Here is a 15,329-nt window from a genome sequence, read left to right as displayed (position 1 = left end):
CCGCGTGGGTCAGATCGCCCCGCCGGGCGACCATCACCACGTCAGCCTTGAACTCAGGCGGGAACTTCTTGGGCATGGCATCCATCCTTCCGCGGGGCGCAGCCCCACACATGAGATGTCAACCAAACCCGCGGCAGACCCACAGATGAGATTCCGAGGTCAGGGAATGCCTGCGCGATCGCCTTGGGCGATGGAGCATCAACGGAGTTGAGACTGTGAGCGACTACCCACAGGACCCGACCTGGTGGCAGGCGTCAGACAGCCGCTGGTACCCACCGCAACCGATCGCCACGCCTACCCCGATCGCTCCCGGCACGCAGTGGCCGGCACAGCCTGTTGCTCCCACCGGCAAGGTCACGACGCTCGACCCAGTCTCGGCGTCGCAGCATGTGGCCTGGCTCCTCGCGAGCGCCGGCGCGATCGTGACCGGCCAGTCTCCGTCCGCCGTGACCGGCTACGTCGTCACCGAACAGGGACCCTCTGCTGGGATCGGGTGCCTTCTGTTCCTCTTCGGCCTCCTGCCGGGCCTGCTCTATCTGCTCCTGGCGAAGTCGACGAGACACGAGCCGTTCACGCTGACCCTCCAGCCAGGACCGGCCGGCACCCACCTACACGGCAACGGGCAGGGACGCGGCCTGGCCGTCCTCGTCTGGGCCGCTGATCAGCTTCCGGGCGTGACCCAGACCTGAGCGCCTCATCTCACGACGGGCCGACGGCTGGCGGCCCGTCCGCCATGCGGAGGTCAGAGGTCGTCTCCGGCCTCTGACGTGCGATTCCTCCTGGTCGAACTGCAGGGATTGAGCCCGGGACCTTCGCCCGCAAGACCGTTCACGTACGTGGGCCGCAGTTGGTGAGAGCGAGCGAACCCCCATCAAGCTAGCTCAGCTCGCCGGGCCGCCGACCGCGGTTACTCAGGGTTGCGCTGTCTACGCCCGTCATCCAGGCGTTCGTGTGTTCTCAGCTAGGTGGAGGCGTTGCGCGCACGTCCAAGAGTTCTGCCAGCGTCGTGGAACTCCATCTTCCGCTTGGGTCCGGTGGCTGCTCATCGAAAGGTGGCTGCTGCGCCGTCTTGACGCCGTCACCTAGAACTCGGGCACGAGGGTCTTGCGTGAGTTGACGGGCGACGTAGTCCGCCGGAAGCGCTGGTCCCGTGGCCAGTTCGACAACTGCCACGGTGTCGCCGTCGATATCAGTCAGCACGCCCTCGCCAGCCCACCCAATCAGGTGGGAGTCATGAACGCGCCGCACGGACCCGTCGGTGTACCGCCAAGCGCACTGTGCCGGCTGTGCCGTCCATAGAGCGCCCTCGGTGAGTGAGTGCTCAGCCCATCCGTCGGCGCCGTAGAGCTGGCCAGCAGTGAACATCGCCGACGAGTTGAACAGACCAAACGCATGGTGGACACGGTCGGTGAACTGTCGGACCAACAGGTGTCGGGGCCTCGCTTGGGCGAGGGCTCCTGGCTGGACTTCTGCCCTCATCCGGACCTCGGGCACCGACAGTCCCTCGGGTTGGGTGACCAGCCGCTCGTCGCCGAACATGTGCCCGTAGTCGAGAGTGACGTCGTCAAGGCGAACGAGCGCTACGTCGATCTCAGCGGGTCCTCGGAGGTCAAACGTCGACCAGAACCAGGCCAGGTAGAGGAGATGGGCGTGAGCGGCTCGAGCGACGATGTGCGTGGACAGCCGGGGGCCGAGGCCGACACCGAGCCCGGCGGCGCCGTCGCGGTGGAGGCGGAGGAGCGACGTCGGGTGGAAGTCGGGACGCGCCCGGTCATCGCCTGCGAACCCCTGTGCCCATCGGAGCATCCTCCGAGCCGTGCTGTCGATTCCCCACATGTTGAGATGAGCTGCCGCTGGGCCATCGGTCGGGACCATGTCCTCAGGGGTGAGCCTCCCCGGGTCGAAGATCTCGTGCAACGGCTCCTGCGGCAGCGCCGAAACGATGCACCAAGCGCCCTCGTAGTCCCCAGCAGCCATCGGAAGATGGTGCTCGGTCCAGATTCGGGGCCGATGCTCCGAGGCCCTGAGCGCGAGGGCGTAGGCATCTCGGACCTGTTGTTCGTTCATCGGGGCTGTACGGCTTCCGGTTCGACTGAAGTATCTCGCCTCTCCGTAGCCCTCAACCATCACGGGCCCGAGCGGTGACCGTTCGACATCGACCACGAGGACAAATCCACCCGCAGCGCAGGGCACCGGCGAGTACTCGACCAGTAGGGGCGGCGAAGTGCCGGCCTGCACGATGTCCTCGAGACGGCCGACCAGCGCGGCGTCCTCGAGCGGACTGACCTCGCCGGCTACGGGCGGGGCCTGGTCAGTTTCCCCGATGCCGAAGACCACAGTGCCGCCGCCGCCGTTCGCCATGCCCGTGAGGTCCTTTAGTGCTTCGCGTCGCTGGACTCGCTGCTCGAGGTGGAGTTCCTTCTTGTACTCGAGCCGTTGTCCCTCTGGGATTGCAGCGTCAACGAGCGAGTCGAGGTCTGCTTCGGAGCGAAGGCGCATCACCGGCGGCCCTTGGGTCGTCCCGTGGATCTGGCCCACCGCTCGACGTCGGGCCAGTACCGCACCATCGTTCGCTTCAACCTGACGAGGGGCTCCGCGAAGTCCTCGTGGCGGCTTCGGAACTCATAGGCCCGCTGGTAGCGGCGGAGGCCGAGCCGGGCAGGGATCTCCTCGGCGCCAACGAGCAGGTCAACGTCCACGCGAGGTTCCATCGAGTGTCGACGCTAGGGGCCGCTGAGGCTCAGATGGTGGAGTCCTAGCGTCATCCGAACGCCGAGGTGCCATCCAGGCGATACGCCCACTTCGGACGAGGTCACCTAGCTAGAGAACTGTTGTCCCCAGAGGGAAGCGAGATCCAGCGGTGTCAGTGCCCTTATGACTTCCCGTGCGGCGCTCGACGGCCTTGGATAGGCGGCCCTCCCCGCAAGCTGGCGATTCGGGCGGCGATCGTTTCGGACTGATGTGCTCCCGCCGAGCGAAGTCCGTCATGGACAGATCCCCCCTCCGTTCACCAGCTGATCGATATAGCGCCCGGCCAGGTCTGCGGCTAGTGGAGCAGTCCCCAGGCCGTCTCGATCGCGGCCATGGCGACAGCTCCCATCACGGTCTGCCCGGCGCCGTCGGCCGCCCACTTGATCGACCCTACGACAGCGGCCACGACGGAGCGCCGCGGGCTCGGTGAGTGCATCTGAGCGTTGAGGGTCGCCGCTTGAGCTTCGAGGTCGTTTGCGAGGGACTGCCCGAGGCGCTCACGCTCCTGCTCGACGAGCATTTGGAGAGCCCGGATCAGCGGCTCAACAACCCGCGTCTCTTCAGTGGTCAGCACGGCGCCATGAGGAGCAGTCAGGTCCTCGTCGTTGGCGGCGTGGGCGCGCCACTCTTCGACAGCGTCCATCCCGGCCGGGGTGATGTGCATCGAGGCGCCCATCGACATCATGCCTGCAAGGTCGCGGTCGATAAGCCAACGCGCCGTTCGATCGGCTTCCTTGGCGTCCATGCCGATCTGGGAGCCGAGGCGATCCCAGCTGACCTCTTGGAGCCGGTCCCCATCGACGGCGTCGTAGAGCCCACCTAGCAGTGCCATTCGCCGTTCAATCAGATCATCTCGACTCACCGCCGCACCGGCCCCTGTCATCGATCACGCCCACGGCGCTGACAAAGCGCTGACATCGACCCCGCTTGGGACCCGGCCCGAAGGCCGGGATCCCGTGCGGTGGTTGGTCGGGCTGCCGGGATTTGAACCCGGGACCTTCGGTCCCCCAGACCGACGCGCTAACCAAGCTGCGCCACAGCCCGTCTGGTGAGGGACAGACTCTATCGGGAGTCGGCCGCGACCTTCGAACCCCGACGGAGGCGCCGCCATGCCGCCTCGGCGACGGCGCCGACCCCGAGAGCCAACAGGGGCGCGACGGGTTGGTGGAAGCGGGGTGAGACGGTCACCAGGAGCGGGAGCACGAGCACGGCGAGGAAGGCCAGCGCCACCACCCGGCTGCGCCGGTCCCGCAGCAACAGCACCGTGCCCACCGCCCCCACGGGGAACACGACCCACCACCAGCGGTTGCTGAGCCGGGTCAGGTCGTAGGCGGCCGCCTCGGAGAATCGGGGGTCCGGCGCACGCGGGTCGACGAGCTCGACCACGACGTCGCCGTCCTCCCCGAACAGTACGCCGGCCCGGCGCACCACCAGCCACGAGGCGCTGTCGGGGTGCTCGACCATCCAGCGAAGGGCCCGGTCGCGCAGGATGCGGTCGTTGCGCACCTCGTCGGCACCCTCCACCCGACAGGCCGGGTCGTCCGGGTCCTGCGGGCCCGCGCCCGGGCGGTTCGACTGGCACAGCGCGTAGCCGCCGTGCAGGTCGGTGGGCACGAACGCCCCGAGGTCGAGGTAGTTCCGGAACACCCAGGGCGCAAGGACGACGGCGATGCCGGCGACGAGCGTGCCCGCCCGGCGCAGCCCCACCCGGCGGGCCCCCGGCGTGGCGAAGCGCACGATGAGCCAGCCCACGAGCACCACCGCCACCGGCAGCGCCGCCGGTCGCACCAGCGTGGCCGCACCGAGGAGCACGCCCGCCGCCAGACATCGTCGACGGCCCGGGTCCTCGTCCCAGACCGCCACCAGGACCGCGGCCACGAGCAGGAAGGTGAAGAGCGTCTCGGTGAGCACCATCGCGGTGAGCAGCACCACACTCGGCCACACCGCCAGGACCGCCGCGGCGACCATGCCCGCCTTCGGTCGGCCGAGGCGGCGGCCCAACAGGCCCGTCAGCAGGACCGTGCCCGCCCCGACGAAGGCCTGGGCCACGCCGACGATCCCCCGGATCGACGCCTCGAAGGGCAGCGCGTGGCCGGCCCGGATGACGAAGGCCAGGAACACCGGGTAGCCCGGCGAGCGCCATGCGGTCAGCCCCCCACTGGTGCGGTAGCCGTTGCCCCCGATGAGGTTGAAGGCCAGCAGCTGGTAGTCGCCCTGGTCGCCGTCCTGGAAGCCGCGCACGGTGGCGAGGCGGGACGCCACCACGAGGCGGATCACCAGCGCGGCGGCGGTGACGGCGAGCAGGACCCAACCCGCGCGGTCGATGCGGCCGACCAGGTCGCGCCACCGCCGTCCCGCGGCCGCCGCCACCCCGGCGCCGCGGGTCACCATCGGGCGCCTTCGATCAGAACTGCTGCGCCAGCCAGCCGACGCCCTGCACCAGGCGCCAGCCCATGTAGAGGGCGAACGCGATCAGCAGCAGCCAGAAGTGCCAGGGGATGTGGGTCTTCTCGTCGCGCTCGTCACCGTCGTCGTAGAGGGTGCGCCCGCACTTGGGGCAGACGCCTCCGGCGGCGAGGGAGGTCGGGGTGTAGTACTTGTCGCAGTCCTCGCAGAACGGCATCGGTGGGGCCTCTCAGACCGGGGGGACGCCGTGGCGTCGGTCGCTGAAGTGCCGGTCCTTGGTGCGGGCACGCTCCAGGCGGCGGATGATCTCGGTGCGCAGGTCGCCGAAGTCCACGATGGCGTCGATGACCAGCTCGGACGCCAGGCGCAGCAGGTCCACGTCCTCTTCATAGATGGCGCGCTCGCGGGCGATGAAGGCCTCTCGCTCGTCGGGGTCCTCGATCTCGGCGATCTTGTTGGCGAAAACGGCGTTCACGGCGGCCTCGGGGCCCATGACCGCGATCTTGGCCGTGGGCAGGGCGATGGTGGCCTCGGGCTCGAAGGCGGGGCCGGACATGGCGTACAGGCCGGCGCCGTAGGACTTGCGCACGATCACCGACACCTTCGGCACCGTGGCCTCAGAGACAGCGGTGACCATCTTGGCGCCGTGGCGGATGATGCCTTGGCGCTCGACGTCGCTGCCCACCATGAACCCGGGCACGTCGGACAGGAACACGAGCGGGATGTTGAAGGCGTCGCAGCACCACACGAAGCGGGCGGCCTTGTCGGCCGAGTCGACGAAGAGCACCCCGCCCTTCTGCATCGGGTTGTTGGCCACGATGCCCACGGGCCGCCCCTCGAGCAGCCCGAGCCCGCAGATCAGCTCCGGGGCGAACAGAGGCTTCAGCTCGAAGAAGCTCTCGGCGTCGACGAGGCCGTCGATCACGTCGTGCATGTCGTAGGCCTGGCGCTCCTCGTCGGGCACCACGGCTGCGGTCAGCTCGCGGGCCGGCGGCGCGGCGAGGTACTCAGGGGGCTGCTCGCGCCACCGGTCGGGGAAGTAGGTGAACCACGCCTTGGCCTGCTCGATGGCGTCGGCGTCGTCGGTGGCGAGGTTGTCGCCACAGCCGGAAACCGTGGCGTGCATGCGGGCGCCGCCCATGTCCTCGAGGGTCGTGTGCTCGCCGATCACCATCTCGGCCATGCGGGGCGACCCCAGGTACATCGAGGCGTTGCCCTCGACCATGACGATGATGTCGCAGAACGACGGGATGTACGCCCCGCCGGCCGCCGACGGGCCGAACAGGCAGCAGATCTGGGGGACCCGGCCGCTCAGCTTCACCTGGTTGTAGAAGATGCGCCCGGCGCCGCGGCGCCCGGGGAAGAGCTCGACCTGGTCGGTGATGCGGGCGCCGGCCGAGTCGATGAGCCAGAAGATGGGCAGCTCGTACTGGAGGGCGAGGTCGGTGGCCCGCACCATCTTCTCGACCGTGCGCGCCCCCCAGGATCCCGCCTTCACGGTCGGGTCGTTGGCCACCACCACGACGTTGCGACCGTCGATGGTCCCGGTGCCGGTGACCACGCCGTCGGCGGGGAGGTCGGTCGCCGAGGTGTTGGCCAGCAAGGCGTCCTCGACGAACGAGCCCTCGTCGAGCAGGAGGGCCAAGCGGTCACGCACGAAGAGCTTGTTCTGGCGGACCAGCTTGTCCCCCACCTTGGCCACGTTGCCGGCCAGCGCCCGTTCGGTGGCCGCCGCCACCGCGGCCCGGTGGTCGTCGATGCTGGGCTCGGCCTCGCTCACCGGCAAATGGTGACCGCTCGGCGGCCCCGCTCGCTACTCCCAGAGGGAGCGAACGGCCCGCCGCTACTCGCGGCGGATGGCGAGGATGGCGACGTCGTCGGTGAGCGGACCGCTCGAGAAGTCGCGCGCCGCCTCCAACAGGGACTTGCAGAGCACGTCGGGCGCGACGCCCGGGTCGCGACGGAGGGTGTTGGCGATGCGGTCCTCACCGAAGAGCGTGTCACCGTCGCGGGCCTCGGCCAGGCCGTCGGTGTAGAGCAGGCACAGGTCGCCGGGGTCGAGGGGGATCTCCCGGCTGTGGAACGTGCCGTTGGGGTCGAGCATCAGCAGCGGGCCGGTCGAGCGAAGGGGTCGCACCTCACGGTCGTGCCAGAGCCACGCCGCCGGGTGCCCGGCGGAGGCGAAGCGCAGCGTGCCCGCCTCGGTGTCGAACACGATCACACAGAGCGAGATGAACTCCTCGGGCCGCTCCATGGCCGACATCTGCGCGTTCAGCTCCTCGAGGGCCTGGGCCGGGTCGCGGAACTGACGCAGGAACACCCGCAGCAGGTACTTGGCCTGGAAGGCGGTGATGGAGGGCTCGATGCCGTGGCCCGTGACGTCGCCGATCACCGCGGCGATGCGCGAGGCGCCGACCGGGAACACGTCGTAGAAGTCGCCGGCCATCAACCCCGTACCGGCCTGGTAGACCCGGCCCAGCTCGAAGCCGGTCACCTCGGGCAGGTCGTCCGGCGCCAACCGGGCCGCCCAGCGGCGGGGGGCCAGCTCTTCCTGGCTCAGCACCTCCTGAGCGCGACGTTCGAGCTCGCTGCGGCTCTGCACGAGGCGGGCGTCACGCACGAAGTTGCGGCCGAACGCGAAGGTGAACACCACGGTGACGAGCACGGCCCCGAAGAGCACCACCGGCAGCACCCGTTGCGGCGGCTGGGCGGCGGTGGCGGCGCAGGCGATCGCCAGCAGCACGTACAGGACCGTGGTGTGGAGGTCCTTGCGGTAGTCGCCGAGGGCGATGGTGGTGGCGTCGGCGTCGCCGCCCGTGGCCGCCACTCGGCGCCAGACCTTGTGACGGTGTCGAGCGGACCGCCCCCAGACGAGCGCGGCGACCAGACAGCCCAGGGCGGCGACCGCCAACAATGAGGAGGTCATTGAGGCTCAGAGCGTAGCGCTGGGGGTGCCGCGGCGAATGAAGAAGCGGTTACAGCTCGGCGTCACTCGGAGCGCTTCCGCACCCGCAGCTTGATGGGCGTGGCGCCAAGGTCGAAGGCCTCGCGGAGGCTGCGCTCGAGGTAGCGCAGGTAGGTCGGGGGCAGCGCCTTGTTGGCGAAGAGCGTGAAGGTGGGTGGGTCCACCGCGCCCTGGGTGGCGTAGAGCACCCGGCCGCCGTGCGGGGCGGGCTGGGCCGCCTGGGCCGAGCGGATGGCGTTGTTCACCTGCCGGGTGGGGATGCGGCGGTGGTAATCCTCGATGGCCTCGGACAGCGCCGGCAGCAGCTTGTTGACCCCCTTGCCGCTGAGGGCGCTGATCTTCAGCACCGTGGCCTCACCGAGGAAGTGGAGGCGGCGCTCGATCTGCGAGGCCACCTGGGCGCGCTGCTCGGCGTCGAGCAGCTCCCACTTGTTGATGAGCACCACCACCGGGCACCCGGCGGCATCCACCCGCTCGGCGAGGCGCTGGTCCTGGTGGGTCACGCCGACGGTGGCGTCGATGACCAACAGGGCCACGTCGGCCTTGTCGACGGACCGCAGCGCCCGCACCATCGAGTAGTACTCGGTGCCTTCGTCGATGCGGCCCTTGCGGCGCATGCCGGCGGTGTCGATGAAGCGCACGGGACCGTCGCCGGTGTCGACGACCGTGTCGATCGAGTCCCGGGTGGTGCCGGGCATGTCGTGCACCACGGCGCGGTCCTCGCCGATCAGGCGGTTGAACAGCGTGGACTTGCCGACGTTGGGGCGGCCGACGATGGCCACGCCGAACACCCGCGGCCCCTCCTCCTCGTCGCCGCCCGTCGACTCGTCCTCGGGGTCGGGCGGCGGGAACGTGGCGATCAGGGCGTCGAGCAGGTCGCCCGTGCCCCGCCCGTGGAGCGCGCTGACCGGATACGGGTCGCCCACCCCGAGGCGTACGAACTCCCAGATGTTGGGCTCGCGGCCGGTGTCGTCGATCTTGTTCACGGCGAGCAGGACCGGAGCGGTGGACCGGCGCAGCAGCTCGGCCACCCGGGCGTCCTCCTCGACGATGCCGATGGCGCCGTCGACCACGAAGACGACGGCGTCGGCGTCGGCGATGGCCCGCTCGCTCTGGCGGCTCACCTTCTCGTCGAGGTCGGTGCCGCCGGGGAGCCAGCCGCCGGTGTCCACCAGCAGGAACTCGCGGCCCAACCAGTCGGCCACCACCTCCTTGCGGTCACGGGTGACCCCGGGCTTCTCCTCGACGATCGCCTCGCGGCGGCCCACGATGCGGTTCAGGAGCGTGGACTTGCCCACGTTGGGACGGCCGACCACGGCGACCACGGGAAGGGACACGTCAACGCTCCAGGGCTGCGCGCAGGGCGAGGCCATCGGTGGGGACGACCTCGACCGGGCGAGGGAGGTCGTCGGGGGTGGTGCCGTCGAGGAAGCGGCCCTGGGACAGGCACACGTCGGGCAGGAGGTAGCGGTGGCCGGCGGGCTGGTCGGCGAGCACGCGGCCCACGTCGGCGCCGACCATCAGGCCGCTGACGCCGATGTTGCCGCCGAAGTAGTCGTTGGCCACCTCGAGCACCCGCACGTCGTCGCGGTCCAGCTCGGCGACGAGGGGTGAGAGCACCGCCGCCCCGAACGGGCCGGTCAGCACGCCGACGGCGGCGTCGCGGCGGGGTCCGATGGTGAGCCCGGAGGAGCCCGAAGATCCGGACGAGGCCGTGCGCACGGCGCGGTAGCCCTCGGCGGGGGCGCCGTCGACGGCGGCGAAGAACCCCGACTGCGGCCCCGTGGGCTCGTGGACCAGCCCACGGAACTCGAGCTCGAAGGTGCGGGCCATCCCCACGCCGTCCTCGTGCATGGGGAATCCCTCGTAGGCCTCGGCGTCGGGGAAGGGCCGTCCCGCCATGAGGTAGTACTCGTCGGCGGCGAACGCGAGGCGCCGGCCGAGCACCCGGAGGAAGACGTCCTGCCAGTCGTGCACGGTGTCGACGACGGCCCGAGCCTCGTCGACGGTGTGGGGGCGCATGCGGCCCTCGGGGGCGAAGCGGCTGATGCCGAGGGGCACCACGCACAGCGACGCCAGCTCGGGGTAGCGGTCGAGCACGCCGGCGAGGGTGTCGTCGAGCACGGCGCCGTCGTTCACGCCCGGCAGCACGACCACCTGGCCGTGGACGGTGATGCCGTGGTCGAGCAGGGCCCGCAGCCATCGCAGGCTGGTGGCACCCCGGCGGTTGCGCAACAGGTCGGCCCGGACCTCGGGGTCGGTGGCGTGGATGCTGACGTGCAGCGGCGAGAGCCCTTCGGTGACGACCCGTTCGAGGTCGGCCTCGGTGAAGCGGGTGAGGGTGGTGAAGTTCCCGTAGAGGAACGACAGGCGGTAGTCGTCGTCCTTCAGGTACAGGCTGTCGCGCAGGCCCGGGGGCAGTTGGTAGATGAAGCAGAACTCGCAGTGGTTGTCGCAGGTGCGCACCTGGTCGAACAGCGCGGACGCCACCTCGGCACCGAGGGGCATGCCCTCGGGCTTGGCCACCTCGAGCTCGAGGGACAGGCCGCCCCGTACGACGTCGAGGAGGACCTCGGCCTCGTCGGCCAGGAGGCGGTACTGGATCACGTCGCGCGGCGCCTCGCCGTTGAGGGCGACGATCTCGTCGCCGGGAAGCAGCCCCGCGGCCTCGGCCGGCGATCCGGGCGCGACAGCCTGCACCCGAGCTCCCGACATGGGATCCAGCCTATGGGTGGGACGGTGTCAGGAGGCGATGGCCCGCCCCGTAGCCTGGAGCCATGGCCGTCGACCGTGTCCTGCTCTGCGCCCCTCGGGGGTTCTGCGCCGGCGTCGAGATGGCCATCAAGGCCCTCGCCTGGATGGTGCGGGCCTTCGAGCCGCCGGTGTACTGCTACCACGAGATCGTCCACAACCAGAAGGTGGTCAGCCGCTTCGAGGACATGGGCGTGGTCTTCGTGGACGACATCGCCGAGGTGCCCCCCGGGTCGCCCCTCATGTTGAGCGCCCACGGCTCCGCACCCGAGGTCGTCCAGGCCGCACGCGACAACGGCGGCTACGTGGTCGACGCCGTCTGCCCGCTCGTCACCAAGGTGCACCACGAGGTCAAGGTCCGTGCCGGCAAGGGCTACCAGATCGTCTACGTCGGCCACGAGGGCCACGAAGAGGCCGTCGGCACCATGGCCGTCGCCCCCGACGCCATCCACCTCGTCGAGACCGAGGCCGAGGTCGAGGCCCTCCCAGAGTTCGAGCAGCCGGTCGCCCTGCTGGCCCAGACCACCCTCAGCCACCGGGACTGGGAGGGGGTCATGGAGGCCACCCGCACGCGGTTCCCGGAGACGTGGATGCCCGGCCGCAGCGACCTCTGCTTCGCCACCACCAACCGCCAGTCCGCCCTCGGCCAGATCGCCGACCGGTGCGACGCCACCATCGTCATCGGCTCGGCCAACTCGTCGAACACGCGGGCGCTCGAGAAGCTGGCCCGCGACGCCGGCTGCCCCCGGGTCGAGCGGGTCAACGGCGTGGACGAGCTGCCCGACGACCTCGCCGGCGTGGTGGGCGTCACCGCCGGCGCCTCGGCCCCCGAGGAGCTGGTCGAGGCCATCATCGAGCACCTCGCGCCCACCGACGGCGTCGAGGAGGTCCGCTACACCGACGAGGACGAGTACTTCCCTCCCCCGCGCAGCCTGCGCGACCTGATCGACGCAATCGACCTCTTCGCCACCTTCAGCCTCGGTGGCCCCATGCAGGACCGCCCCGGCGTGAACGACCGCCAGACGAAGGCCAGCGACGTGCTGGCGGCGCTCCCCGCTTCGGGCTGACCGCCCGCCAGCGGCCATCCTGGGGGCCATGCTCCCGGTCACCGCCACCACCGTCCGGCTCTTCCTCCACGTCCTCGCCGCCACGGTCTGGGTCGGCGGCCAGCTGACCCTCGCCGGCCTGGTCCCCAGCCTGCGGGCTCTCGGCGGCGACGCCCCCAAGGTGGTGGCCCGCCGCTTCAACCGCATCGCCTGGCCCGCCTTCGCGGTGCTGGTGGTCACCGGCGTGTGGAACCTGGTGGCCGTCGACGTCGGCGACACCAGCATCGAGTACCAGATCACCCTGTTCCTCAAGCTCATCGTGGTGGCGGCGTCGGGCATCAGCGCCGCCGCCCACATCGGCGCCAACACGAAGGGCGCCTTGGCCTTCTGGGGCGCCCTCAGCGGCCTCACCGCCCTCGCCGCCCTCTTCCTCGGCATCATGCTGTCGGCCGGCTGACCGGTGACGGCGCCGGGCCGCTGTGGGACGATGGGCCCCATGACCTCGACCTTCACCCGCATGGACGAGTCGACCGCCGAGCAGTGGGGCGTGATCGGCGCGGAGACGGCCAAGAACCAGGGCCGCGTGGCCGAGCGCGTGCTCGACCTGCTGCGGTCGATGGACGACATCACCGACGGCTTCTCCACCGACCAGCTCACCCACTGCCTCCAGACCGCCACCCTGGCCGAGCGCGCCGGCGCCGACCAGGAGGTCGTGGTCGCATCGCTGTGCCATGACATCGGCAAGGCCATCAGCGTCCCGAACCACCCCGAGATCGCCGCTTCGATCCTCAAGCCGTACGTGCGGCCTGAGGTCTACGACATGATCCGCGTCCACCAGGACTTCCAGGGCCGGCACTACTACCACCACTTCGGCGGCGATCCCGACGCCCGCGAGAAGCACCGCGACGAGGTCAGCCCCGAGACCTTCGCTCTCGCCGCCCGCTTCGCCGACGAGTGGGACCAGGTCGCCTTCGACCCCGACTACGACACCCTCTCCCTCGAGCACTTCGAGCCCATGGTCCGCGAGGTCTTCGCCCAGGCGAAGTTGTTCTAGCGGCGCTCCGGATCCGCGGCCAGGCGTCCGGCGCAGATCATCTTCACCACCGCATCGCTCCGTTTCGGAGCACCGAGCTCTTCGCACAGCTCGAGCGCGCGGGGCCGCAACGACTCGAGCCATCCCTCGGGCCGACGTTGCGCCGTGCGAACGACCCAGTCCTCCAGGTCATCGAGCGAGAGCGTGCGCGCCGGACGTCCGGCGCGGCCGCGCGAGACGGCGAGGTTGTCGACCAAGGTGCGGGCATCCGACGTGAGATGTAGCCCGCCGGGCCAGCTGCTGTCGTCCTCGAGCGGTCCGGGGCCAGGACGCGGGGCGACCACGAGGCCCGGCAGGTTCACGTCCTCTGTTCGCTCGTTGGAGACGACCGTGAGCACGCCGCCTACGGGCATGCCGCCCTCCGCGGCTGAGCGGTCGGCGATGACCGCATCGGGCGCGAAGCGCGCCACGACCGACCAACGATTGCGAGCGATCAATTCGGCCGGGTCAGAGTGGAGGTCGGCAGAGTAGAGGCCGGGCGCGAGTCGCCGGATACGGCCAGCCTTCGTCGCGCGGGACAGCGTGGCGCCGCTGGCGACGTCGCCGAAGAACACCGCTCCGGGAGTGGTCGGCCATGGAGTAGCGGGTTGCCTGGCCATCGGATTCCGGAAGAAAAACCTCCGAGAGCCACCTTACTGAAAGAAAACCCGCTGAGAGCGACAGACCAGGAAGGATTCCCGCTGAGAGCTCACATCACCCCAAGTGGCTCACCCTCCCCACCGCCCGCTCGCCTCGACGTGGTCCCCCGCCCGCGACTCAGCACGCGAGGTGTTCCGGTGTCGCCTCAAAGTCCAGTGATCCTTGAGGGCCACGAACGAGGAAGAAGTCGAGCAGAGGGAACGACTGACCGCTGAGTCTGTACTCAACGCCACCGGAGCCGAGTTCGCGTTCCGTAACAATGGCTATGCCGTGCGCTCGCAGCGACTCGGTCAGTTCGTCAAATAGCGCATCACTGCCGGCTGCGCTCGGGGTCAGGCTCGCAGCGTATTGAGATCGAAACCCGTCAGACTGAGCCTGGCAAGCCAGTATCAGTCGAGAACTGCTGTTGGCGACAGCTTCGCCACGGAGAGTACCAGTGACGATGCCTTCAACTTCCACGAGTTCCTGACTGATCGACGGGTCCGGATTGCCTGGCTCCGAGTCTTCCAATACACCACAACCGGTGGCGCTGCAGACGAGCACGAGAAGAACAGAAAGTACCTGGTTCCACCCCGGGCCTTGGATCCGGTCGGTGCGCTTTCCCACCCCGTCGTGAGGTAGGTGACGCCGTCGCCGCTGATCGCGGTGTCGGACATGTTGTCGGAACGGCGCACCCTTCTCCCCGCTGGGCACAGCTAGCTAGCTTGCCTCGAGGTGGTGCCGGAGGGCCTGTCGGATCACCTCGGAGACGGGAACGCCGTCCCGCGCCGCGCGCCGGGTGAGACGGTCCTTGAGCTCTGGGTCGAGTCGCACCGACTCCACGGTCGACGGCCCCGACCCGAGCGCCGGGCGACCACGTCGGCCCCGTCGAGCCACGATCTCGTCGACGTCGTATCCCGTCTCTGCCTCGTCGGCCAGCCGGTTGACGAGGTCGTCGTCGACCGGTGCGCCGGAACGGGTGTGTCCATACATGCGTTTGGTCACTTCTCGAGCAACCTCCGGTAGACGGATCGAAGGGGCATGGCGTGGATGATCAGCTCGTCGTCCTCGTCGGTCACGAGCACCACGATCTCGAGGAGGTTGCCGGCTCGATCCGGGCCGATCACGAGCCACCGGTCTGGGTCCTCGCCCAGGTCGTCGACCACCAGTGAGTGCTCGACGCCATGATGGGTGTCCGCGTCCGGGACGCCGTGTCGGCGGGCCGACGGATGGATCTCCACACGGCATTACTGTACTACGAAACGCCTCAGGGTCGAGTGAGTGACGCCGACGCCGCCGTCAGGCCACGAAGGCGAACCAGAGGCTGGCGCCGGTGAACACGCCGGCGACGCCGAGCGAGCCCCAGACGAGGGGGCGGCTCACGCGGCCGTCCTCCTCCGCCGGCAGGCGCTTGCGCACCCGCTCGAGGGTGCGCTCGGCCCACGGCACGTCCTGGGCGAGCAGGCCCAGGCCGAGGGCGATGGTGAGCCAGCCCGGGCCAGGCAGGGCCAGCATGCCGACCCCCGCCAACAACAGGAGGGATCCCGCGGTCATGCGGGCCAGGCGGATGGCGATGTGGGCCCGGGCCTTCTCCTCGGTCTCCTCGCGCTTGCCGGTGGCGTACTCCGCCTCGATGGCGGCCTCACGCCAGCGCTCCCGCAGGACGTGCTCGGGCGGTGGCTCGGGCGGCTCCCCCATG

General features: G+C 69.9%; 18 protein-coding genes and 1 tRNA gene. 4 read left to right on the top strand and 15 right to left on the bottom strand.

What is annotated here, in order from left to right; translation table 11 throughout:
• Positions 1-215: 215 nt before the first annotated feature.
• Positions 216-689 (top strand): hypothetical protein, encoded by a 474-nt coding sequence (locus tag JNK12_24795; protein ID MBL8779165.1) that lies wholly within the window; start codon positions 216-218, stop codon positions 687-689.
• Between the two features lie 268 nt (positions 690-957).
• Here JNK12_24795 and JNK12_24790 read toward each other — a convergent pair whose 3' ends face one another.
• The 10 genes from JNK12_24790 to JNK12_24745 all read right to left on the bottom strand — a co-directional run bounded on the left by JNK12_24790 (position 958) and on the right by JNK12_24745 (position 10,837).
• Positions 958-2,499: an ATP-binding protein gene (locus JNK12_24790; GenBank protein ID MBL8779164.1), complete on the bottom strand. Its 1,542-nt coding sequence runs from the start codon at positions 2,497-2,499 to the stop codon at positions 958-960.
• Entirely contained in the window at positions 2,499-2,711 is a 213-nt protein-coding gene (locus JNK12_24785) for a hypothetical protein (protein ID MBL8779163.1), read from the bottom strand. Before JNK12_24785 ends, JNK12_24790 begins: the two co-directional genes overlap by 1 nt.
• Positions 2,712-3,046: 335 nt before the next feature.
• A complete protein-coding gene (locus JNK12_24780) occupies positions 3,047-3,613 on the bottom strand; it encodes a hypothetical protein (GenBank protein ID MBL8779162.1) in 567 nt (188 codons plus the stop codon).
• Positions 3,614-3,717: 104 nt separating this feature from the next.
• A tRNA-Pro gene (locus JNK12_24775) sits at positions 3,718-3,795 on the bottom strand.
• Positions 3,796-3,813: 18 nt separating this feature from the next.
• Complete coding sequence (locus JNK12_24770) at positions 3,814-5,139, bottom strand: glycosyltransferase family 39 protein (GenBank protein MBL8779161.1); 1,326 nt, start codon at positions 5,137-5,139, stop codon at positions 3,814-3,816.
• A gap of 16 nt (positions 5,140-5,155) precedes the next feature.
• The gene (locus JNK12_24765) at positions 5,156-5,374 is read right to left on the bottom strand and encodes a hypothetical protein (GenBank protein MBL8779160.1); all 219 of its coding nucleotides are present in this window, start codon (positions 5,372-5,374) and stop codon (positions 5,156-5,158) included.
• Between the two features lie 12 nt (positions 5,375-5,386).
• On the bottom strand, positions 5,387-6,943 hold the full coding sequence (locus JNK12_24760) for an acyl-CoA carboxylase subunit beta (GenBank protein ID MBL8779159.1): 1,557 nt from the start codon (positions 6,941-6,943) through the stop codon (positions 5,387-5,389).
• Between the two features lie 57 nt (positions 6,944-7,000).
• Positions 7,001-8,083 carry a serine/threonine-protein phosphatase gene (locus JNK12_24755; GenBank protein ID MBL8779158.1) on the bottom strand — a complete coding sequence of 361 codons (1,083 nt, stop codon included), beginning with the start codon at positions 8,081-8,083 and terminating at the stop codon, positions 7,001-7,003.
• 62 nt (positions 8,084-8,145) lie between these two features.
• Positions 8,146-9,495 (bottom strand): ribosome biogenesis GTPase Der, encoded by a 1,350-nt coding sequence (gene der / locus JNK12_24750; GenBank protein MBL8779157.1) that lies wholly within the window; start codon positions 9,493-9,495, stop codon positions 8,146-8,148.
• Entirely contained in the window at positions 9,461-10,837 is a 1,377-nt protein-coding gene (locus JNK12_24745; protein ID MBL8779156.1) for a DUF512 domain-containing protein, read from the bottom strand. The genes der and JNK12_24745 overlap by 35 nt, the downstream gene beginning before the upstream one ends.
• Positions 10,838-10,899: 62 nt before the next feature.
• Between JNK12_24745 and ispH the strand changes: the two genes are divergently transcribed.
• Genes ispH through JNK12_24730 form a run of 3 tightly spaced genes read left to right on the top strand, consistent with a single transcriptional unit; the run spans position 10,900 to position 12,973 of the window.
• Positions 10,900-11,940: a 4-hydroxy-3-methylbut-2-enyl diphosphate reductase gene (gene ispH, locus JNK12_24740; protein ID MBL8779155.1), complete on the top strand. Its 1,041-nt coding sequence runs from the start codon at positions 10,900-10,902 to the stop codon at positions 11,938-11,940.
• Between the two features lie 28 nt (positions 11,941-11,968).
• Positions 11,969-12,376, top strand: a complete 408-nt coding sequence (locus JNK12_24735) for a hypothetical protein (GenBank protein MBL8779154.1) — start codon at positions 11,969-11,971, stop codon at positions 12,374-12,376.
• A gap of 39 nt (positions 12,377-12,415) precedes the next feature.
• Positions 12,416-12,973: an HD domain-containing protein gene (locus tag JNK12_24730; protein ID MBL8779153.1), complete on the top strand. Its 558-nt coding sequence runs from the start codon at positions 12,416-12,418 to the stop codon at positions 12,971-12,973.
• On the opposite strand, the gene JNK12_24725 is transcribed toward JNK12_24730, so the two are convergent.
• The 5 genes from JNK12_24725 to JNK12_24705 all read right to left on the bottom strand — a co-directional run bounded on the left by JNK12_24725 (position 12,970) and on the right by JNK12_24705 (position 15,328).
• On the bottom strand, positions 12,970-13,566 hold the full coding sequence (locus JNK12_24725; GenBank protein ID MBL8779152.1) for a hypothetical protein: 597 nt from the start codon (positions 13,564-13,566) through the stop codon (positions 12,970-12,972). The two genes, JNK12_24730 and JNK12_24725, sit on opposite strands and share 4 nt — an antisense overlap.
• Positions 13,567-13,768: 202 nt before the next feature.
• Positions 13,769-14,257 carry a hypothetical protein gene (locus JNK12_24720; GenBank protein MBL8779151.1) on the bottom strand — a complete coding sequence of 163 codons (489 nt, stop codon included), beginning with the start codon at positions 14,255-14,257 and terminating at the stop codon, positions 13,769-13,771.
• A 93-nt stretch (positions 14,258-14,350) separates the two neighbouring features.
• Positions 14,351-14,635: a CopG family transcriptional regulator gene (locus tag JNK12_24715; protein MBL8779150.1), complete on the bottom strand. Its 285-nt coding sequence runs from the start codon at positions 14,633-14,635 to the stop codon at positions 14,351-14,353.
• Entirely contained in the window at positions 14,632-14,865 is a 234-nt protein-coding gene (locus JNK12_24710) for a hypothetical protein (protein MBL8779149.1), read from the bottom strand. Before JNK12_24710 ends, JNK12_24715 begins: the two co-directional genes overlap by 4 nt.
• A 64-nt stretch (positions 14,866-14,929) precedes the next feature.
• On the bottom strand, positions 14,930-15,328 hold the full coding sequence (locus JNK12_24705) for a PGPGW domain-containing protein (protein ID MBL8779148.1): 399 nt from the start codon (positions 15,326-15,328) through the stop codon (positions 14,930-14,932).
• Position 15,329: the final 1 nt, after the last annotated feature.

It is taken from the genome of Acidimicrobiales bacterium, from assembly GCA_016794585.1.
In the GTDB taxonomy this organism is placed as follows: Bacteria; Actinomycetota; Acidimicrobiia; order Acidimicrobiales; family DATDAH01; genus JAEUJM01.
The sequence above is the reverse complement of the archived record's forward strand: the minus strand, read 5'-3'. Positions and strand labels throughout refer to the sequence as shown.